The sequence below is a fragment of the Altererythrobacter sp. Root672 genome (assembly GCF_001427865.1).
GTDB lineage: Bacteria > Pseudomonadota > Alphaproteobacteria > Sphingomonadales > Sphingomonadaceae > Croceibacterium_A.
Genome location: NZ_LMHH01000004.1, coordinates 1 through 19,630, shown reverse-complemented (window position 1 = coordinate 19,630; position 19,630 = coordinate 1). Strand labels below are relative to the sequence as shown.

Genomic DNA, 19,630 nt, shown 5'->3' with positions numbered 1-19,630 from the left:
GAGGCGAGCACATTTTCACGTCGCCCCTATGTCCGCAATGAGTCGCTAGCGGACTGTCCGCAAATGGTTCGGTCAGCTTCCTGAGTTTCTCGGCGCTGAATGACCGAGTTGGGTGGAAAGCGGACATTTCGATTTAGCGACGAGACGCGTGCGACACACCGACTCTGGCGCGCTAGCGGTTTCAAGAACGCATTGCCCCCCATCGCCAGAGGAGAAGGACGGCGGCAATGAGCGAGAGCAGCCACAGGCTCGTCGTTACGACCGGCGCGAGGAACCATAACCAGAACCACGACCAGGACTCGATACTGCCGATGGCCGCTGGAATCCCGACCAGCAGGATTCCGATGACAAGCGCTGGGACGATCGAGGCCCTGAACCAGATCCACAACCGCGCATTGCCCTGCGCCGCGCGGAGGCGTTCGCGCCAGCGCCGACTTCGCACCAAGAGCGGTGTCAGGGCGGCGAAGAGGCAGACGAAGGCGAGCGCTGCCACATCCACTCGCGGGCCGACGCGCGCGGTGGGGATGGTGGTGACGGGCTGGCCAGCCAAGATTGCCACGACGCCGTCCGCAATGTCCTCGCCGACTTCTGACCACGCCGGATTGGCTAACGAGCCATTGGTCGTCACCGCGATACTCAGGCTGGCGTCCGGCGCGAACGCGCCGTGGGCGACGAAGGTGGGCAAGCCGCCGTTGTGACGGACCAGATCCGTGCCGGGCTGGCGCAGGACCCAGCCATAACCGTAGACGTAGCCGGCATTGCTCTTCGGACGCAGCAGTGAGGCGAGCATTCCCGGTGGGAGGAGCCTGTCTTCTTCCGGGTGCCGTCCGCTGCGGGCGAACGCCTCGAGCCAGCGACTGAGATCGTCGGCGTTAGCGATGACTCCGCCGGCACCGCCGATGAACATGCCGGGCGGGCGCAGCGCCAGCGGACGCCCGAAGATGAAGACATGGCCGGGCGGAACGCTCGACGGGCCGCCGTCCAGGTGCGCTACTGCCAGCGCGCTGCGCATGTCCAAGGGGGTAAACACGTGAGTATTGAGATAGCGCTCGAATTTCTCACTGCTCACGTGCTCGACGAGATCGGCGAGCACCATGTAATTGGCGTTGTGGTATGCGATCTGGGTGCCAGGGGCGCTCGACAGTGCCTTGATGCGCTGCACCCGCCGCGTGGCTTCGGCGTAAGTGTCCGGCCACGGGTGCCCCCAGTCCGGCAAGTTGGCGTCGGTCAGCCCGCTGCGATGCTCCATCAGATTGCGCACCGTGATCATGGCCCCTCGCGGGTCTGCCATCCTGAAGTCGGGTAGGTAGCGCGCGACTGGCTGGTCGAGGTCGATTTTCTTGGCGACGGCAAGCTGCGCGACGGCGAGCGCGGTAAACGACTTGCTCAGCGAACCGAGCCACACCTGCGTCGCTGGCGAGAACGGCCGCCCGGACCCGTCCATACCGATCCCGCGACGATAAGCGATCTCACCACCGCGGCGCACTACCAGCGCTATTCCCGGGATCGACGTGGCTTCGCGCTGCCGCTCAATGAAGCGGTCGATGGCGGCAACCTGCTCATCGCTCAGCGGCGCAGTGCGCGCGATTGCTTGCTGATGAAACGCTAGCGAGAGGATCAACAGCAGCCGGAACAACCAGGCGCGGATGGCTGCGAGTGCCCGGACCCCCATGGACCGTTTCAACTGCCGCCTCTCTGTATTGCCGATATAATACGGCATGCGGCAGAGAAGCGGACTTGTCAAAGGAGGTGAGCCACACTGAGCAGCGGCGCCGCTCTCTGCAGCACAGCGAGTCTAATGTCCGCTTTGGGTCGTTTGCGGACCGTCTGCTTGCGACCCATTGCGGACATCAATGCCCGGTCGGGCGTTGTCAGCGCAACTGCACTCGGCCGATTTCGGATGCTAGTCCTCTCCACTTCTGAGCGGAATTTCGGCCAAACACGCCCGTACCAGCAAATTAACCGGTTACGAGTGCGAGACTGACAGCGCGTCATTTCGTACCAGGTGCATTTAGTCTGACAACACCCGACTACCGGTTGTGTTCTCCCATTCGCCCGCTAGGAGGCGTTGCTCGCCCGGCTGGAAACGAGAGGTGCAGCCCGCATGACCTCGCAAGAGGATCTGGCAGCTTTCATCGCGTCGTCTTTTCGTTCGGTGTGGGCGCTCGAAGTGTTATGCCTTCTTCGGCAATCGCCCGAGTGCGCACTTTCCCCAGAAGAGCTGGTGACCGCGATGCGGGCCAGCGAATTGGTCGTTCGCCAGAGTCTGGCGGAACTGAACGCGGCAGGTTTGATACTGATCGCGGAAGATGGCTTCGCGAAGTATCAGCCCGCGACCGCTGAGCTGGACCGCCTGGTCTCTGCCGCGGTAGCACGATATGCGACGGCGCCCGATGGCGTTCGCAGGATCATCGTCAAGGCAGCAAATTCCGGTCTCACGGCGTTCGCCGACGCGTTCCGGCTGAAGAGGAAACCATGACGTCGTCGTTCGCGATTTCGGTCTATCTCCTTTGCGTGTTCACCAGCGCGGCTTGCGCGATCCTGCTCGGGCGAAGCTACCTGCGCACGCGTATGCGGCTGCTGCTGTGGAGTTCGCTGTGCTTTTTGCTGCTGGCCGCCAACAATCTAGTCGTCGTTATCGATCTCGCAATCCTGCCCGAGGTCGATCTGCGACTGTTGCGTCACACCCTGTCGCTCGGCGCCGTGCTTCTGTTGCTGATCGGTTTTATCTGGGACGGAGAGGACTGACGATGGCGGAACTCGATTTCCTGTCCGGGGCCGTGAGCATGGGCTTTCTCGTTTGCGGGCTGTTCTTCCTGCGTTTCTGGAGCAGAACGAAGGAAGTGTTGTTCGTCTCCTTTGCCGTCGCCTTCGCCCTCCTCAGCATCGGCCAGGCGCTGTTGGCCCTGACGGGCATTCCGGTCGAGGAGCGCAGCTGGATCTACCTGTTCCGGCTCGCGGCCTTTCTGCTCATCATCCTTGCGATCTTACGCAAGAACGTGCGCGGAACGCCACGGGACTGACCGCTTGGCAGATTTCGCGCAACCGTTCATGCCGACGTGATGACCTCCGACCAGTTGATCACACTCGCCGTGCTGTTCGCTGTCATAGTGGCGCTGATCTGGGATAAGCTGCGCTCCGACATCGTGGCGCTCGCCGGGGCAGCAGTTCTGCTTGTCACGCGCGTCGTGCGTCCGATCGAGGTCCAGGGCGCTTTCGCCAGCCCGGCGATCATGGCGCTCGCTTCACTGTTCGTGATCACTTATGCGATGGAGCTCTCTGGCCTGCTCGACGCCGCGATCAGGCAGGTCACGGAACTTTGCCGAAGGATCGGCAAGAGTGGCTTGTGGCTGATGATCGCCTTCAGCGGCGCCGCCTCCGCATTTCTCAACAACACCCCGATAGTCGTCCTTGGGGCGCCCGTGGTCCGCGACGTGTCGCGCTCGCTCGGGCTATCGCCCAAGCGGTTCCTGATCCCGCTCTCGTATGCCGCGGTGCTCGGTGGCTGTTGCACGCTGATCGGGACTTCGACCAACCTGCTTGTCAACGATATGGCCATGATGGCGGGTCAACCAAGGTTCGGCATCTTCGAGATCACCCCGGTGGGATTGACGGTCGCTGTGACGGGTGGGCTGTATCTGCTGCTATTCACGCACAAGCTGGTCCCCTCCGGCGAGGACGAACTTGAGACGGTCACAGTAGACCGCAAGATCGGGGAGCCGGGGCTGGCCGGCGGGCAGATCGGTTCGGCGCTGTCGTTCGCCGAACATGCGCCGCTGAGGCCCGTCGCCGCGTTGGTTTCGGTCACGGTTTTCATCGCAGTGGTGGCGCTGGCAGCACTCGAGGTCGCGCCCATCGCGGCCTGCGCGTTCGGCGGCGCGGTGTTGCTCATTCTCTTGCGCGTGATCACGGCGGACGAGGCCTATTCGGGCCTCCGCCCAGACGTGCTGATGCTGATCGCGGGCATGGTCGTGCTCGGCATCGCCCTCGACGTGACCGGTCTTGCCGGCGCGTTCACCGGTGGCCTGATCACCTCGCTGGACGGACTCAGCCCGCTCATGGCGTTGGTAATCATCTACGGTGCGACGCTGTTCGCTACGGAGCTTTTGTCAAATGCGACCGTGGCGGTGCTGTTCACGCCGATCGCGGTCTCGCTGGCCGAGGCGCTCGCGGTGAGTCCGCGGCCTTTTCTGGTCGCCGTGATGATCGCGGGCAGCGCTGCGTTCGCCACCCCATTCGGTTATCAGACGAACGTGCTTGTCTACCAGATGGGGAGTTACAACTATCTCGATTTCGTGAGGATCGGTATCCCTCTGAACCTGCTGACATGGGCTGCCGCGATAATCGCGATCCACGTTTTCTTTCCGTTCTGATCGGGTGGCGACGCGGTCGGGTGACCGTTCGGCCCTCCAGCGCTCGTGATCGTTCAATGTGGCCGTCGTCAGCGTTGAGGTGACGGCAATGCGATGCAATAGTGGAATGGGTGTTCGCCTTACGAGCTTGGCGGGCAGGGTTCCAGCGCTGGTCGGGCCGCCAGCGCGCCAGCCTTTTGCCTGGAGAGCTCTGTGCCTAAAACCCGCATATACGCTAGTGCTTTGCGTGAGTTTCTCAGCGGGCAAGCGTCGGCCGGCTTGCTGCTCATTGGAGCCGCGCTGCTGGCCCTTGTCCTCGCAAACGGGCCCTTTGGGCGGGCCTATAGCGAGACCTTGAGCAGTTACCTCGGACCGCTGAGTCTGCTCCACTGGATCAACGACGGGCTGATGGCCGTGTTCTTCCTGCTGGTAGGCCTTGAAATCAAGCGCGAGTTCCTCGACGGCCAGCTCAGCAATCCGCGCCGACGCATCCTGCCTGGTCTTGCCGCGGCGGGCGGGATGGCGGCGCCGGCCATCATCTACTTGCTGCTCAACACGGGCGAGCGCGGAGCGCCGCACGGCTGGGCGGTGCCAACGGCGACCGACATCGCTTTCGCGCTCGGCGTGCTGGCGTTGCTCGGGCCGCGGGTTCCGGTCAGTCTGCGGATCTTCCTGACTGCGCTTGCGATCATCGATGACCTCGGGGCAGTCGTGATCATCGCGCTTTTCTATTCCGGGGAGCTGGCCCTGGGTTGGGTAGCAGCTGCTCTCGCAGTGGTTGCGATGATTTACGCTCTCAATTGGCTTGGGGTCACCAGGCTGGCCCCCTATCTCCTTCTCGGGGTGCCACTGTGGGCGTTCACGTTGCTTTCGGGCATACACGCGACCATCGCCGGGGTTCTTCTGGCCTTGTTGATACCTCTTCGGACGTCGAAGGGGACACCCGACGATCCGAACTCGCCGCTGCACCGGCTTGAGCATCGTCTCCAGTTCTGGGTCGCCTACCTGATCGTTCCGACATTCGGTCTGGCGAATGCCGGCGTCTCGCTGGCGGGGGTTGGCTGGTCGGAGCTGTCCGCGCCCGTGGCGCTCGGCACCGCCGCCGGCTTGTTTTTCGGCAAGCAGCTCGGGGTGTTCACTGCGACTTGGCTGGCAATCCGGTTTCGTCTTGCAGACGTCCCCGAAGATGCGACCATGGTGCAGGTTTACGGAGTGGCCCTCCTTTGCGGCATCGGTTTCACGATGAGCCTATTCATCGGCCTCCTCGCCTTCGACAATCCCTTGGATCATGCCTCGGTAAAGCTCGGAGTGCTTACCGGATCATTGGTCTCCGCAGTCTGCGGTGTCGCTGTGCTGCTGTGGGCACATCGGAGGGTGTAGTGTCGTACCGAATGCCGCGGTGCAGCACCTCACCGGGTCCTGTCAGAGCAAATGCACCGGCTGGTAAGGACACGGGCTTAGGGCGAACGAATGCCTCGACCTCGCAAGCCAGCCAGCCCGTTCCGCTACTTCAACTCTTCGCCTGAGGTCATCCGCCTTGTGGTAATGATGTATGTCCGCTTCCCGCTCAGCCTGAGGAACGTCGAGGACCTGCTGTTCGAGCGCGGAATCGATGTCTGCCACGAGACAATGCGGCATTGGTGGAACCGGTTCGGCCCGCTGTTTGCCGCTGATGTACGCCGCCAGCGTGTGAGCCGGCCCTGTCAGACCAAATGCACCTGGCGGCCAGGCAGATTTGAGGTACGGCATCGCATGCCACGCCCCAGGAAACCCGCCAGCCCGTTCCGCTATTTCAACTCGTCGCCCGAGGTGATCCGCCTCGTGGTGATGATGTACGTACGGTTCCCGTTGTCACTGAGGAATGTAGAGGACCTTCTGTTCGAACGCGGGATCGACATTTGCCATGAAACGGTGCGGCACTGGTGGAACCGCTTCGGTCCGATGTTCGCTGGACACATTCGCCGTCAGAGAGCGAGCCGGATGCGAGGCTTCCGCCACTGGCGATGGCACCTCGATGAGATGTACGTGAAGCTCAATGGTGAGATGGTCTACTTGTGGCGAGCCGTCGACCACGAAGGCGAGATTCTCGAAAGTTACGTCACTAGAACCCGCGACAAGGACGCGGCTCTGCGTTTCATGAAGAAGGCGCTGAAGCGGCATGGCCCCGTCGACGCGATCACCACCGACGGACTTCGATCGTACAACGCGGCGATGACCGAGTTGGGGTGCGAGCAGAAGCAGGAAGTCGGTCGCTGGGCGAACAACCGGGCCGAGAACGCCCATTTATCATTCCGACGACGAGAGAGGGCGATGCTGCGATTTCGAAGGATGAAGTCGCTCCAAAAATTCGCTTCAGTTCACGCCAACGTGTACAACCACTTCAGCCAGGAACGTCATCTCGTAGACCGACAGACTTACAAAGCCCGCCGCTCGGCTGCCCTGGCCGAGTGGCAAATCCTCGTGGCATGACAACTGTGCCAGCCAGGCTCGAAGTGCGTCAGGTGGAGACGAGTTGCGGTTAGACTGACAGCACCGAGCCGCGTTCTCCAGCATAGCTTGTCGGCCTTGCCGCGGGTGCGAAACCAGGCGCAATCGGGTTGAAGGGGATCGTCGTTACCTGTGTTTCATAGGTCCAGAACGTGCCTGCGACCTCAAGCTGACCGGTAATCCGGGTACCCGCGGGCGCCTGCATGTTGCGGATGTACACTCGCACCAGCGCGGGCTTGTGCATCATCAGCCGTATGGAATTGTTAGGGCCGCGATCTGCCGGATCGGTCAGGTGCTTGTCGGCTTCGTAGTACTGGATCGACTGAGTGACTTCGATCCCATCGATGTAGACCTGCTTCGACAGAAAGGGATGTTCGAGGACAAAGTCCCTGATGGGGCCCACGATCGCATCGAATGGTCCGCTCATGGGCTTCTCCCGGGTTAGTGCAATTCCTTCAGCGTGGAATCATTTACTGCCGACGGCCAGCGGAAGAATGGTCGGCCCTGATTACCTCGACTTCATCGAATAGGTTCCAGACGTTTCACTCAACAATCGGGTGAATCCCCGATAATTGGGTTTGTGCGGTAAACTGGTACTGGAATTGGCCAGGCCGGAATATGCCGGATGACAGGCTCGCTGCATCCTGATCAGACAAATCACCTTATTGGCGATTGATATCGCACGAATCCAACCAGAACCGCTGATCCGGAATGATAATCGGGAATTATGTCAAGGAAGCCTCCGTTCGACCAAGGCATCGTCAGAACTCCCTCGCTAGTTGTTCCCGCCACCCGGTGGCTGCTCTGTCGGAACCGGATCGGGGCCGCCGGAGGCGGCTGCTTCCTCCTTGCTCGACAACGCCTTGACGAGGGCTTCGGCTATCGCGTCACTGTTGTCACCGAGCACCTCACCGCCGAGTTTATACAGCTCATTCGCGTTGCGAACCTCTGTCAGTTCCACCCTCAGCGTGAAGGGCAAATTTGGATCCACGCGAGGCTGGGCCTTCGCCTCGCCCGGATCCTCGCCCTCCCTGACAAAAGGACTCTGGAAGTAGGCGGACGTAAAAGGATTGTTGTCGAAGGGGATACTCACCAGGTTTGCTCCGACCTCCACGTTTCCGAACGAAATGCTTTGCGATACCGGGTCGGATTCATTCGCGTGCAGACCCTCGATCTTCAGCTCCAGGCCGCGCACGCCCGTGCTGCTCTGGTCGATCGAACGCGGGTAATTCAGAGAAACGACCTTGGCCTCGAGTATGGTGTAGTCGGTATTCTTCCCTTTATCTCCGACCTGGATCTGGCGGACGTTGGGAAGCAACGCGAATCTGACCAGAAGCCCGTCCTGCCTCCACAATTCGAAACACGAAACCTGCATCTGATAATCGCTGATATTCATCTGGGCCGCGAGCGTGAGCGTACGCTCTTCACCGCGCGACGTCAGGCGACTTCCAAGCAGATCGACCCCCTTGCCGATAAGACTGGTCAGCAGGACGGCGGCCAGGCCGGCGATTTCCTTGGCCTCTTCCGCCTGGGGTACATAGTGCATGCCCTGGTAGGCAACGGGGAGCGGCGCGCCCCTGTCAACAGCATCGCATTCCACCTGCTGCAGCGTGGCAAGACCACTGGGTGTGGTACTTCCCGCCTCGATGTTCGGCCTGACAACAGGCTGGCAGCCCGAAAGCACGCCGGCAAGAACGGCAGTTCCGAGGGCGAGATATCCGGCTTGTGACATATCAGTTCTCCGACCCCTGAAGGATGCCATCTATCCATTCGACTATTTCAGGCACCAGAAGGACAGCCTTGTTGACTGGCCCTGGAAAGAGATCGTCCAGCTCGGCGTAGCCGTAAACATGGACACCGATCAGGCGAGTACTGTTGTTGTCGTAAGCGAGTACCGGCGATCCACTTTGTCCCGGCGCAGTATCACAGGTGTGGCCGGCAACGTTGCCCTCGGCGTTTGTCAAGGAACCGACATCGAACCGCTGAAAGTTCGGATCGTCAAGACTGTAGCCGCAGACATAGATGCTGGCGTCTGCATCATCTTCCGACACCACTGAAGACGGAAAGCTCGTCGGGGCATCTTCCGCCAGCGCCACAAGGCCGATGTCGAAGTTCGGATCGCGGGCGCCCGACCATCGCGGGTGGGGGAATTCCCGCGCGCCCTTGAGCGGGTAATACTGCGGTGTCTGATTGAACCCCTGATCGATATGCCATCGTGTGTGCGCCACACCCTGAAGATTGTGCCCCGCGGTAAGAATGGCTCGCCTCGCGATGACAGTACCGCTTCCAAGCAGGGGGCCAGGGGCGATCAGCCGGCAAATGGAATTGAGCGGCCTGATCGAGGCGTCCCGGACACGCCGCCGGTCATCAACCGGTCCGGTGCTCCAGAACTTGGGGCCAAGCGGCGCGTCTGGATCAAAGCGCAGATCGTCGTCACGGGGCATCATGCGGCCTCCCTACTGCGAAAAGAATCGTCAGTTCAATTCAGCGACCGCCCATTATCCATATGATTAATTTAGAATTGAAATAATTCTCCATCCGATTTTCTTGTGCTCACCTGTTATTAGCATAGCAGATCCATTTATAAGCGCAAAATATTCTTGCATAAGATGCCGAGGACTACTCTTCTCTGCGGGTTTGTGTCCTGTGCCCGGGACTGTCAGGTTAACTTGTTGAGCCACACCTGCAGAACCTGCCGAATTTCTCAGGCTCTCTGCTACCTTCCAGACGCAAAAAGTCTCACCGCAATACTTGCGCAGTATCGCACGGCGTCCGCCAACGGCAGATTTCATCGAGGAGATGATCGATGAAGAAAAGGCAAATGCGAACCGGGGATCCGGCACTTGTGCCATAAATGGCGCAATGTGAGCGGTCTGACCGAACTGTTGGTCGATCAATTGACCTTTGCGAGTCTTTTCTCACGGATCCGTCAGAACTATTCGTCATGTCTCAATTTTTGAACCACCACGCCCATCTCCCATGATGTCGAGATGAGGTTTTGCGACAAGTTCAGGCAAAGCTGGCGCCGTTAGGGCGCCGGATCGTTGCGCGAATCCGCCTGTTCCTATTAACATAGCGGAGCAGGTTGCCTGCGGGCCTCTCCATATAATCGATTGAGCCCACTACCTTGGACGCAATACCAAGATTGACTTAAAACTGATTTAGGCGTTTGCTTCAGGCGATCCTTCGAGTCGCGTCTCTAGGTGGCGAATACACAGGAGGACTCGATGCGGGTGTGGAAGGCGGCGTTCGATCGCCGGTTCTTGTATAGCGTTTCAAAGAACTTTGACATGAGCTTGCCTCCCGGGGATTGTGTATTTCCCGAGGAAGAGGTCACACTTCTATCGAACGTCGCCGCTGCGAACCAGAAGCACGACCGGACTGCGTCTCGAAGTGCTTCAGTTGACGAGATGAGCGTCAGTCAGCTTGTCCGTAGATCATCGCAACGAGAGGCGTTCTGTGATCGCTTATTGACTTCATCTTTATTGAGAAAAGATAGTTACTCAATAAAGAATTAAGTTCTGATCAGCTTTTAAATCAACTAAGCGACAGGTCCCTAATTAGTTATCAAGCAATGTCATTCGTGTGAGCGTATTTCTCCAAATTTACGCTGGCTCATCACTTAAACAGGTCGACGCTGCCGGACAGTGCACGTTGTATTCGACAAGTGGAGAACGCCGATGGCCCGAGTGGATTTTAAGCCCGACGTTGATGGCTTCGCGTTCAGGAACAACTGGTCATTCGACCAGCGCGAGCGGAACGAAATTGAGGGCATCATTAACCGCGCATTGCCGGTGGCCGCGGCGGCACTGACTCCAATCGTTATGGCGGCTTCGCCGGCCATCGCACCGATCGCAGGGTTGGCACTGGGCCCTGTGCTGCCGCTCATTGCTTTGGCGGGTCCCTTTCTCGTCGCGGCGGCTCCCAAGATCGCCGAGGACATCGTCACCGCGGTCGCAGATGCAATGGTCAAGGGAAACGGCCAGGACAATCTTTGCGGCGGAATGACTGCCGCGGCCCTCGATTATCACTGCCTCAAGTGGGTGCTCCCCAGAGGAACCTCGGTCAATCCTGTGTTCGATCCCAACAGCCCCAGTTCCCTGGAAAGCCGGTTGCGCAAACGTATCTGGGATGGCCAGATTGAAAGCCATCTCGACAACACTCCGAGCATCGTCCTCTGGAAAGCTGTCGCGTCGGTGTTTGGGGACTGGGGGCGCGATTGGTTGCGTGACCGGACGCGTGAAGAGATTGACAAGGTGGACGCCGCCCTCGGCAACGGAACGGCAGTACCGCTCAGTCTGGTGTGGAAGTCCGATTCCATCGGCCACATTGTGGTCTGCTATGCTGTCGAACGTCACGGGCCCGACACCTGCACGATCTATACTTATGACAACGAGCAACCAGACCGGGAAGTCATCTACGACATAGACCTGTCGGACACGCCGATCTCGATCGTTCCTCGTGGTACTCAGATCTCGAAATGCGACGGCATCCTGCTCGGCAAGTGGCGCTTCCAGCATCCTCTTCCCGCAGTCGTGCTAAGCCAGCCCATGGTTGCGGTTCCGCCCAACTACGGCGTGCGAGGTGAGCAGGCGTCGATAGGCTTGGCTTTCCGCAATGAAACGCCCTGGGCCCTGGCAGACATCGGTCCGGGAGTGCATTCGGCCGCAGGAGTGATCGCGCCCAGTATGGCCTTTGCTAGCCCGGCCGTTCCGGTGCCGCTTGCCGGGGCGACCAGTTCCGCATTTGGCGTTTCGACAGCAAGCATGCCGGAAGGCTGGCACATGCTTGAGGCAGTGGCCATGCTGAATTCAACGATTGCCGGTCACCGTGTCGCTCGCTCCGTCCCCGAACCCTCCGGGGTGCCCTCAACGAGACTGCCCTATCGCGTAAACCCGCGCCTTGAACTCCTTGACCCTGACGCAAGCGCGGGATTCGGTTGTGCACGCATGAAGGTGGCTGGGGAATCGGTTCGGCTCCAGGTCAACCTCGCGCCTGTCATCGCACGAGGAATTACCGGAATTGTCTGGACGCTATCAGACGGCAAGACGGCAACTGGCGACATCGTCACGATTTCCTCGATCCCCTTGCATCCGCAGACATTAACCGTGGCGGTGGAAGTGACGCTCGCCGACGGAACGGCCTGTCGGTCCCAAACTACTGTTAGCGGTGTTTCGCGCGGCACTGCCGACCGCTTCCAGAAGCTCTGCGAGCTCTCCCACGTCGTCAGCGAGATTCCGACACGGCGCATTCCCCGTGACCTCCTGATCAATCCCGTGAGGGCAGCGGCACGGAAGGACATTTATGAGCTTGCACCCAAGCCGCAGGAGGTCGCGGACAGTATCCAGAAGGCCCTTCAGATCTTGCTCAAGTCCTAGGCACGGAACTCCTGGGGCAATTGAGTCCAGACATGAGGGAGACGTCCATGGACGATGTGGCGCCCGGACTGATCACTACCAATGGCTCGGCCGACGAGACCATCAATGTCGAAGCGCTCGACCTGAAGCTTCCACGGGGCACGATAGACAAGGACGGGTTCAAAGCCGGACTTGGCAGGATTTACCGGATCGCTGCCGTTTCCAAATTATCACTGAGGGGTGGGTAGTATGGCACTGGACTTCCAGGCGGTGGGCCACAATGCGGATGCGCTCTTTTCTTTAAAGCTCCACCGGGGAGAGGGCATGGCGCTCCTCGCGATGAACTGGAAAAACGGCACGCCGCCCAATGATTTTGCGGGCTTCGCCATCCAGTATCGAGAGCCGGGCGGTGATCGCTTTTTCGATCTGAAGAACCGATTGGGCTTCCTCGATGGCGCCGGCAAGATCGATCCGACCAGGCTGTCATCGATGCTCTCTCCAATCCAGAAGTTCCGGTGGGTGCACTTCCCGCGCAATGCCGAACTTGACGGCCTGTTCACCTACCGGGTGACACCGGTCTTCATGAACGTGGCGAACGAGCTAAGCTATGGGCTCGCGCAGGAAGCGCAGATCACGCTCATGCGCGACACTTATCCCGGCCAACTCAACGTGACCTTCACGCGCGGCTTCGTCTCATCGCAGGCATTCGTCGATCGCTATGCGTCGACCCCCGGGGCAATGGCGACGCTACTGCCACCCAAGTCCGATCAGGGCCTGAACTTTACGCCGACCCATCCCAAGGCGGCCGAAGCGCTCGCATGGATGGGTTTCGAGGCTCGGCGCGAGATTCTGAAGGCGCTCGATGAAGCCATCGCCGACGGGGCTGAGGTCCGTGTTATCGCCTATGACCTTAGCGAGCCCGAGATTGTTTCGAGGCTCGAGCAACTCGACCAACGCCTCAAGATACTCATCGATGACGACGGCGCGCACGAAGAACCTACGTCCGGCGAATCCATCGCGGCCGGTCGGCTCGCGGTGACGGCCGGAGCGGCGAACGTGCGACGGCAACACATGGGCAAGCTCCAGCACAACAAGATGATCATCGTCGATGGGCCCACGGTGAAGAAGGCAATCGGTGGTTCGACCAACTACAGCTGGCGCGGCTTCTATGTGCAGGCGAACAACGCCGTTATCGTCGAGGGCGCAGCGGCCATCGCCCCATTCCTGACGGCATTCGACAACTATTGGGCGAGCGACAGCGCCAAGGATTTCGGCTCGAGCGGTTCGGCGGTCTGGCACGATCTCGGCTTGCCGGGCATCGACGGCAAGGTCACGTTCTCCCCGCATGCTGGGGACAATGCTCTGCTTGCGACGATCGCCAAGGACATTGAGCAAGGCGCCAAGTCATCGATCCTCTATTCGCTCGCTTTTCTCTTCCAGACGCCGGGGATCATTCAGAATGCGATCCGTACGGTCATGCCGCGCGATGATATCTTCATTTACGGCATATCCGACCGGAAGGTGGGAGGGCTCGAACTCTTGCAGCCCAGCGGGAATATCGCGCCAATGCGCCCCTCGGCCCTCACCAACAAGGCGCCGCCGCCATTCAAGGAAGAGCCGACCGGCGGCGGCGGAACCCGGATGCACCACAAGTTCCTGGTGCTCGATTTCGACAAGCCAACCGCGCGCGTCTATCTCGGTTCGTATAATTTCTCGATTCCTGCCGACACCAAAAACGGAGAGAATCTCTTTCTCTTCCGCGACCGGCGCATCGCCACGTCATACATGGTCGAGGCGCTCCGCATCTTCGATCACTATCAGTTCCGCGTTGCGCGCGAGGAAGCCAAGGATGCCGGACGGCCACTGGCCCTGCGTCGCCCACCCCGCGCTGCCGGCGAGGTAAGCTGGTTCGCTGACTATTACTCGGTGCCGCGGAAGATCCGCGACCGGGAACTGTTCGCGTGATCGTAGTTCGGGAGAGACGCGCTGTCGCCGCCAACGCTCTCGGCGGTGGGACGGGTGAGGAGACGGCAAGGTGGCAAAGCCAACGGAAGAGATCGACGCTGTGTTGCCAGCTGAAACCAAGGGACCGCGCGCCATGAAGACAGCGGTGGTCGTCATTCACGGCATAGGCGAGCAATGGCCGATGGATACCTTGCGCGGTTTCGTCGAAGCCGCCTGGTCCAGCGATCCCGAAATAATTCCGCCGGGTCCGATTCAGATCTATTCCAAGCCCGATCAGATCACCGGCAGCTTCGAGTTGCGCCGCATCACCACGCGACTGTGGAGCGGAGCAAACGGGCGGCGGGCAGACTTTTTCGAGTTCTACTGGGCCCATCTCATGCAGGGCAACAGCCTGAGCGCGGTAGTCGGCTGGCTGATCCGGCTGTTGATACGTTCGCCGGCTCGCGTACCACGCCGGCTCCTGCTTGGCTGGCTTTTTGGCCTCGTCGTCCTGATAGGCGGCGCCACGCTCGTCGTGTTCGCCCAGATGAAACCCGAAATGAGGCCCTTCGATTGGCCACCGCTGACCTGGGCACTGATTGCTGCTGGGGGCGGCCTGTTCTCGACGTTATGGTTGCGCCCGGCCGCCGGCGATGCCGCGAGATATCTCAGTCCTGCGCCCGGCAATGTCGCCAGTCGTCAAGCAATCCGCGAGGCCGGAATCGAATTACTCACCAAGATAAAGGCAACTGGCGACTATGACCGGATCATCGTCGCGGGCCATTCGCTCGGGGCGGTCATCGGTTACGACGTGCTCAACTACGCTTGGGGTCGGATCGCACACACTGACCTTGTCGCCGGTCATGTCGCCCAATCAGTTGTCATGACGACGCTTACGGCGCTGGAGGCGGCCGCGGACAAATTGGTCGGCACGGCATCGTCCCCCAATGCGCTCACCGCCTATCGCGAGGCGCAGCGAGCCTATTTTGCAGCGCTGTCTAAGCTCAACTCCGCAAAGGGCGAGCCGCTCTGGTTGGTGAGCGATTTTGTGACGTTAGGGTGCCCGCTTTCCAAGGCCGACGTACTGCTTGGCAAGGACGAGACCGATCTCAACGCGCGCAAGGCGTTGCGCGAAGCGCCAACCGACCCACCTCGGTTCGAGCAACAGAAACCGCCGCGCTTTTCCTATCCGGCGGATGGCGCTGCACGAACCCCACACCATGCTGCGGTCTTCGGTCCAACCGTGTGGACCAATATATTTTACCCCACCGTTCTGGGAGCGATCGGTGACTTCATCTCTGGCCCCGTCGCAAGCCAGCTCGGCAGGGGGGTTCGTGACGTTAGAGTCCCCATCGGCTTCCCGTCCTTCCGCCACCTGTCTTACTGGTCCAACCCAGCCAAACGCGGTCCCAATATCCGCGCGCTGCGCCGGGCCCTCAATCTGCGCGGCCACACGGAAGCTACCTTGTGGGGCGCACAGGCCGACGTGCAGCCCGTCCGCGCCGAGGCGCTGTCCGAGAGGATTGTGCCCGTGCCGGCGCCCAAAGCAGGAGATACCGCATGAGACGAGTTGTCCATGGCACCGTGCGGACCCCTGAAATTCTCCAGAGCGATTCCGCGGTCCAGGCTAGGACCGAGATCGCCGAGTTCCTGAGCCGCCCGACCGAAGAGCTCGCCTCCCGCCGCGCGCCCATCAATGAGAAACTGTTTCGGAACGACGAGGTGAGCCAGGCGCTGCAAGTGCTCTTTTACGGCAAATGCGCCTATTGCGAAGACATGAAGCCGCAAGAGGTCGATGTCGAGCAGCATCGACCGCCAGCCAATGCGGCAAGCGCGCGCAAGAGTTTCCCGCATCACTACAGCTGGCTAGCCTACGAATGGGAGAATCTCCTGCTCGTCTGCCGCAAATGCCAAGAGCGCAAGCGCTCGCTCTTCCCCTTGCGCGGTGGTCGCGCGCCGCTCCTCGCGGCACTTGATCAGGTGCGCGCGCAGGAATCCCCCGAACTACTCGATCCCGGTTACGATCGACCCGAGCGCCATCTCGATTTCACGCTGGATGGAAGATGCCATCCCCGTACCAAGCGGGGGGCCGCTACGATTGCGATACTGGAGCTCAACCGACCTGACCTCCTCTCATCGCGTGGAGCGGTATTTGGCCACTTCGCCGTACGGGTCCGCGCCGCGAACTCGCCGGACACTATCCTCTCGTTGATGCTGGATGCGGGCGGGTCCCACGACCCTTTCGCAGGAGCCATGCTGATCCTTCGCAACCACTATGCCACGGCGGTTGCCGAACGGATCGACCATTTCACCTTCCCGTTTGACGACACGCGCGGCGTGCTGGCGCGCCTTCATCAAAAGGCTGACCTCAAGACCTTGCAGGCCGCGTTTGACGAACTCGCCTCGCCACGGGAGTTCGGCGTCACCCCGCCCAGCAAAGCAGTGGCGCAGAGCCCGGGCTGGCAAGGATTCAGCCCCCCGATCCGCAGCGTCACGATCAACAACTTCAGGGCCATAGAGGAGCTGACGTTCGAGATGCCGCCGCGACGGCCCGACAGCAGCGCGGCAGCATGCCTCATGCTTCTTGGCGAGAACGCCACCGGCAAGAGCACGATCCTCGAAGCCGTCACCCTGGCGCTCGTCGGCGCCGAGATCGCAAACACCCTGGGCCTGAAGCCGAAAGATTATATTCGCCGCCTCGATCCCCGCCATTCCGGGCGCGATCTTAAACCGGCGAGGGTGCACATCGAATTCTACGAGGGACCAGACGCCGAACTGATAGTGCCGATCAACGGCGAGGCCTTCGAGGGAACGCCAGCCCCCAGCGCCAACGTCCTCGCCTACGGCTCGCGCCGTTTCTTCCTCAAGGGCCGAAGGCGGCGGGCCCACAGCGGTGGTATCCGCGGGCTCTTCGACCCAATGTGGGTTCTGCCGCATCCGGACCTGTGGTTGCGCACTCTCGAGCCGGTGTATCAATTTGGCGAAGTGGCGCGCGCACTGCGCGAGGTTCTCGCCTTGCCCGATGAGGCAGAGCTGCTTCTCGACGAGGAGACTGGAGTTACCATCAAGACCGGCGATTTGGAGGTGTCGATCGAGCAGCATAGCGACGGTTATCGCTCACTCTTCGCCACTGCCGTCGACATCATGCACGGAATGATGGGAGCGGCGGCCGATCTCTCAGAAGCGCGCGGGGTGGTGATGATCGACGAGATCGAAACCCACCTCCATCCGCGCTGGAAAATGCGGGTGATGAGCGCGCTGCGAAAGGCGCTTCCTCAGGTCCAGTTTCTGGTGACCACGCACGATCCGCTGTGCCTGCGCGGCATGGAAAATGGCGAAGTACAAGTCATGATCCGCGACGACGAACAGCAAATCGAACGTCTTGAGGAACTCCCCGACGTGCGCGGGCTGCGAGCCGAACAACTGCTGACATCGGATTTCTTCGGCCTGGCCAGCACGGCTGATCCCGAAGTCGAATTGGCGCTTGCTCAGCAAGCTGACCGCACCAGCGCTGAAGGCCCGCCGCCGTCGGCGGTCTCCCCGCTCGACAAGCTGACGGGCGCAGCGTCGCTTGGCGACACACCGCAAGAACAGCTCGCGGCTGAAGCAATGGACAGTTACCTCAAGTCGCGAGAAGGCGGCAACAACGACCAGCGCAAGGAGGCGCGGCGCGAGGCGGTCTCGGCGCTGAAAGCAATCCTGGAGGCTCGCCCGGCGAGCGATCCCGCATGATCTTTGTCGATCGCGCAACCGTGGCGGTCCCACCGTCGCTGATCGCTGCGATGACAAGTGCCAACGGCGAGCTGGCCCTCGCGCGGGCCCACTATCCACCCCCCCCGGACAAGCCGAAGAAGCCCTACAAGTTCACCGCGTATAAGGGCCACGACGTAAAAATCGCGATCGAGACGCTCTTCAAGAACAAGTGCGCCTATTGCGAGACGCATCATGGCGCCAGTGGCCCAGTCGATATCGAGCATTTTCGTCCGAAGGCGGCGGTGCTCGATGATAAAGCTCACCAAGGCTATTGGTGGCTTGCGATGGATTGGAACAATCTTCTCTACAGCTGTATCGACTGCAATCGGATGCGCGGCCAAGTGATCGTGACACCAGGCATGACCCACGAGGAAGCCGAGAAGGAGCGGCAGAAGGTAAGGCGCACCAACGCCGGCAAGAAGGACGCCTTTCCAGTCCGGGGCGCGCGGCTCCAGCCGGAGCAGATCACTTTTGCAACAGAGGACGCAACTCTGATCAACCCCACCGAGGTCGACCCAGTGAATCACGTGACCTTTGCCCCCGACGCGTATGGCCGTTGCCTTGCTGTCGCGACGGGCACCGCCGCGGCTCCCGATATTCTTGGCCAGACCTCAATCAACGTGTTTGGCCTCAACCGGTCGGCGCTCGTCGATGCCCGCTCGATGCTCTGGAAGAAGCTGCGCGTCCAAAGTGAGTTCATCAAGGAGGACCTCGACGACTATGCAGAGGCGACGACATCCCAGGCCAAAGCGAAAGCGCTTGATCGGGCGAGACGCCGCTGGCTGGAAATCGAAAGCTGGGCTCAACCGGACCAGGCCTATTCGAGCATGGTGTCTATATTTCTTGCGCAGCTGAAGGTGGACCTAAACTGGTAAATACGCTGCTCCTTCTCGTGAAGCCTATCGCTAGCCCTAGAATAGCCGAATTTTCCAAAAGCACATTCGGCATTAATGCCAAGATCTGGAGTAAAATGACGCCGGTATCCCTCGATATTGGAAATCAGAACTGTCAGGTTAAATTGTTGAGCGACAGCTGCAGCCGCTGACGCTTTACTCCGGCTCGCGGGGCTTCCTTCCAGACGCAAAAGGCCTCTCCGCGATACTTGCGGAGTACTGCACGGCTGGTCAGGTGTCGCTGGGTGTAAAAGGCGTTGTAGACTGCTGAAGAAGTCTCGAGGACGAGGGACCTGAACGTCTGCGTCTTCCTCTCCCGCCCCCCGGGATTCGAACCCCGCTTAACATAAGATCCCAACCAACTGACATGCCTTGCTGGAAGGTGTGGCCAGAGCTCCTGGCCGGCCTCACTCAGCGTCAAAGAGCTTTTCACGAACAAGCCGCGCATCAATTGACTGGGCCTTGTCAGAGAAAATGCACCCGCTGGTAAGGTCCCAGGGATAGGGCTGCCGCATGCCTCGTCCTCGCAAGCCGGCCAGCCCGTTCCGCTACTTCAACTCCTCACCTGAGGTGATCCGCCTGGTGGTGATGATGTACGTCCGTTTTCCGCTCAGCCTGCGGAATGTCGAGGATCTGCTGTTCGAACGCGGGATCGACATCTGCCACGAAACGGTGCGGCATTGGTGGAACCGGTTCGGCCCGCTGTTTGCCGCTGATGTTCGCTGCCAGCGGGTGAGCCGGATGCGCGGATTCCGGCAGTGGAAGTGGCATCTCGACGAGGTCTACGTGAAGATCAACGGCGAGATGCACTACCTGTGGCGGGCGGTCGACCAGGAAGGGGAGG

At 60.6% G+C, this 19,630-nt stretch carries 18 protein-coding genes; 13 read left to right on the top strand and 5 right to left on the bottom strand.

The features are described 5' to 3' along the window. Positions 1-181 precede the first annotated feature (181 nt). Positions 182-1,720, bottom strand: a complete 1,539-nt coding sequence (locus ASD76_RS16965) for a serine hydrolase domain-containing protein (protein ID WP_082553930.1) — start codon at positions 1,718-1,720, stop codon at positions 182-184. A gap of 384 nt (positions 1,721-2,104) precedes the next feature. Between ASD76_RS16965 and ASD76_RS16960 the strand changes: the two genes are divergently transcribed. From ASD76_RS16960 to ASD76_RS16935, 6 genes are all read left to right on the top strand, one after another. Continuing rightward, entirely contained in the window at positions 2,105-2,479 is a 375-nt protein-coding gene (locus tag ASD76_RS16960; protein WP_055926046.1) for a hypothetical protein, read from the top strand. Then, entirely contained in the window at positions 2,476-2,748 is a 273-nt protein-coding gene (locus ASD76_RS16955; RefSeq protein WP_055926043.1) for a DUF5985 family protein, read from the top strand. The genes ASD76_RS16960 and ASD76_RS16955 overlap by 4 nt, the downstream gene beginning before the upstream one ends. A gap of 2 nt (positions 2,749-2,750) precedes the next feature. Beyond that, positions 2,751-3,023 (top strand): DUF5985 family protein, encoded by a 273-nt coding sequence (locus ASD76_RS16950; RefSeq protein WP_055926040.1) that lies wholly within the window; start codon positions 2,751-2,753, stop codon positions 3,021-3,023. 39 nt (positions 3,024-3,062) lie between these two features. Then, positions 3,063-4,373 carry an SLC13 family permease gene (locus tag ASD76_RS16945; RefSeq protein ID WP_055926038.1) on the top strand — a complete coding sequence of 437 codons (1,311 nt, stop codon included), beginning with the start codon at positions 3,063-3,065 and terminating at the stop codon, positions 4,371-4,373. A gap of 192 nt (positions 4,374-4,565) precedes the next feature. Continuing rightward, complete coding sequence (gene nhaA / locus ASD76_RS16940) at positions 4,566-5,732, top strand: Na+/H+ antiporter NhaA (RefSeq protein WP_200943139.1); 1,167 nt, start codon at positions 4,566-4,568, stop codon at positions 5,730-5,732. 372 nt (positions 5,733-6,104) lie between these two features. After that, positions 6,105-6,821 carry an IS6 family transposase gene (locus ASD76_RS16935; protein WP_055926260.1) on the top strand — a complete coding sequence of 239 codons (717 nt, stop codon included), beginning with the start codon at positions 6,105-6,107 and terminating at the stop codon, positions 6,819-6,821. A 49-nt stretch (positions 6,822-6,870) separates the two neighbouring features. Here ASD76_RS16935 and ASD76_RS16930 read toward each other — a convergent pair whose 3' ends face one another. The 4 genes from ASD76_RS16930 to ASD76_RS18395 form a co-directional block, all read right to left on the bottom strand. Then, a complete protein-coding gene (locus ASD76_RS16930) occupies positions 6,871-7,266 on the bottom strand; it encodes a hypothetical protein (protein WP_055926030.1) in 396 nt (131 codons plus the stop codon). A gap of 348 nt (positions 7,267-7,614) precedes the next feature. After that, positions 7,615-8,571, bottom strand: coding sequence for a hypothetical protein (locus tag ASD76_RS16925; RefSeq protein WP_055926027.1), 957 nt, complete (start codon positions 8,569-8,571; stop codon positions 7,615-7,617). A gap of 1 nt (position 8,572) precedes the next feature. Beyond that, positions 8,573-9,283 (bottom strand): trypsin-like serine peptidase, encoded by a 711-nt coding sequence (locus tag ASD76_RS16920; protein WP_162249694.1) that lies wholly within the window; start codon positions 9,281-9,283, stop codon positions 8,573-8,575. A gap of 66 nt (positions 9,284-9,349) precedes the next feature. Beyond that, the gene (locus ASD76_RS18395; protein WP_156457788.1) at positions 9,350-9,736 is read right to left on the bottom strand and encodes a hypothetical protein; all 387 of its coding nucleotides are present in this window, start codon (positions 9,734-9,736) and stop codon (positions 9,350-9,352) included. A 783-nt stretch (positions 9,737-10,519) separates the two neighbouring features. On the opposite strand from ASD76_RS18395, the gene ASD76_RS16915 reads away from it, so the two are divergent. The 7 genes from ASD76_RS16915 to ASD76_RS16885 form a co-directional block, all read left to right on the top strand. Continuing rightward, positions 10,520-12,217 (top strand): PKD domain-containing protein, encoded by a 1,698-nt coding sequence (locus tag ASD76_RS16915; RefSeq protein ID WP_055926020.1) that lies wholly within the window; start codon positions 10,520-10,522, stop codon positions 12,215-12,217. 47 nt (positions 12,218-12,264) lie between these two features. Next, the gene (locus tag ASD76_RS16910) at positions 12,265-12,444 is read left to right on the top strand and encodes a hypothetical protein (RefSeq protein ID WP_156457787.1); all 180 of its coding nucleotides are present in this window, start codon (positions 12,265-12,267) and stop codon (positions 12,442-12,444) included. Between the two features lie 76 nt (positions 12,445-12,520). Then, positions 12,521-14,161 (top strand): phospholipase D-like domain-containing protein, encoded by a 1,641-nt coding sequence (locus ASD76_RS16905; RefSeq protein WP_200943138.1) that lies wholly within the window; start codon positions 12,521-12,523, stop codon positions 14,159-14,161. 190 nt (positions 14,162-14,351) lie between these two features. After that, entirely contained in the window at positions 14,352-15,704 is a 1,353-nt protein-coding gene (locus ASD76_RS16900; RefSeq protein ID WP_156457786.1) for a hypothetical protein, read from the top strand. Continuing rightward, a complete protein-coding gene (locus tag ASD76_RS16895; protein WP_055926008.1) occupies positions 15,701-17,872 on the top strand; it encodes an AAA family ATPase in 2,172 nt (723 codons plus the stop codon). The genes ASD76_RS16900 and ASD76_RS16895 overlap by 4 nt, the downstream gene beginning before the upstream one ends. Next, a complete protein-coding gene (locus tag ASD76_RS16890) occupies positions 17,869-18,768 on the top strand; it encodes an HNH endonuclease (RefSeq protein ID WP_055926000.1) in 900 nt (299 codons plus the stop codon). Before ASD76_RS16895 ends, ASD76_RS16890 begins: the two co-directional genes overlap by 4 nt. Positions 18,769-19,299: 531 nt before the next feature. Next, a partial coding sequence (locus ASD76_RS16885) for a DDE-type integrase/transposase/recombinase (protein WP_156457785.1) occupies positions 19,300-19,630 on the top strand: 331 nt, incomplete at its 3' end.

Excerpts from the sequence above, each read along its gene's own strand:
- ASD76_RS16920 (WP_162249694.1), bottom strand. The coding sequence starts at position 9,283 with ATGCCCCGTGACGACGATCTGCGCTTTGATCCAGACGCGCCGCTTGGC.
- ASD76_RS16935 (WP_055926260.1), top strand. The coding sequence starts at position 6,105 with ATGCCACGCCCCAGGAAACCCGCCAGCCCGTTCCGCTATTTCAACTCG.
- ASD76_RS16910 (WP_156457787.1), top strand. The coding sequence starts at position 12,265 with ATGGACGATGTGGCGCCCGGACTGATCACTACCAATGGCTCGGCCGAC.
- ASD76_RS16930 (WP_055926030.1), bottom strand. The coding sequence starts at position 7,266 with ATGAGCGGACCATTCGATGCGATCGTGGGCCCCATCAGGGACTTTGTC.
- ASD76_RS16960 (WP_055926046.1), top strand. The coding sequence starts at position 2,105 with ATGACCTCGCAAGAGGATCTGGCAGCTTTCATCGCGTCGTCTTTTCGT.
- ASD76_RS16945 (WP_055926038.1), top strand. The coding sequence starts at position 3,063 with ATGACCTCCGACCAGTTGATCACACTCGCCGTGCTGTTCGCTGTCATA.
- ASD76_RS16950 (WP_055926040.1), top strand. The coding sequence starts at position 2,751 with ATGGCGGAACTCGATTTCCTGTCCGGGGCCGTGAGCATGGGCTTTCTC.
- ASD76_RS16915 (WP_055926020.1), top strand. The coding sequence starts at position 10,520 with ATGGCCCGAGTGGATTTTAAGCCCGACGTTGATGGCTTCGCGTTCAGG.
- ASD76_RS16895 (WP_055926008.1), top strand. The coding sequence starts at position 15,701 with ATGAGACGAGTTGTCCATGGCACCGTGCGGACCCCTGAAATTCTCCAG.
- ASD76_RS16965 (WP_082553930.1), bottom strand. The coding sequence starts at position 1,720 with ATGCCGTATTATATCGGCAATACAGAGAGGCGGCAGTTGAAACGGTCC.
- ASD76_RS16925 (WP_055926027.1), bottom strand. The coding sequence starts at position 8,571 with ATGTCACAAGCCGGATATCTCGCCCTCGGAACTGCCGTTCTTGCCGGC.
- ASD76_RS16955 (WP_055926043.1), top strand. The coding sequence starts at position 2,476 with ATGACGTCGTCGTTCGCGATTTCGGTCTATCTCCTTTGCGTGTTCACC.
- ASD76_RS16905 (WP_200943138.1), top strand. The coding sequence starts at position 12,521 with ATGGCGCTCCTCGCGATGAACTGGAAAAACGGCACGCCGCCCAATGAT.
- ASD76_RS16890 (WP_055926000.1), top strand. The coding sequence starts at position 17,869 with ATGATCTTTGTCGATCGCGCAACCGTGGCGGTCCCACCGTCGCTGATC.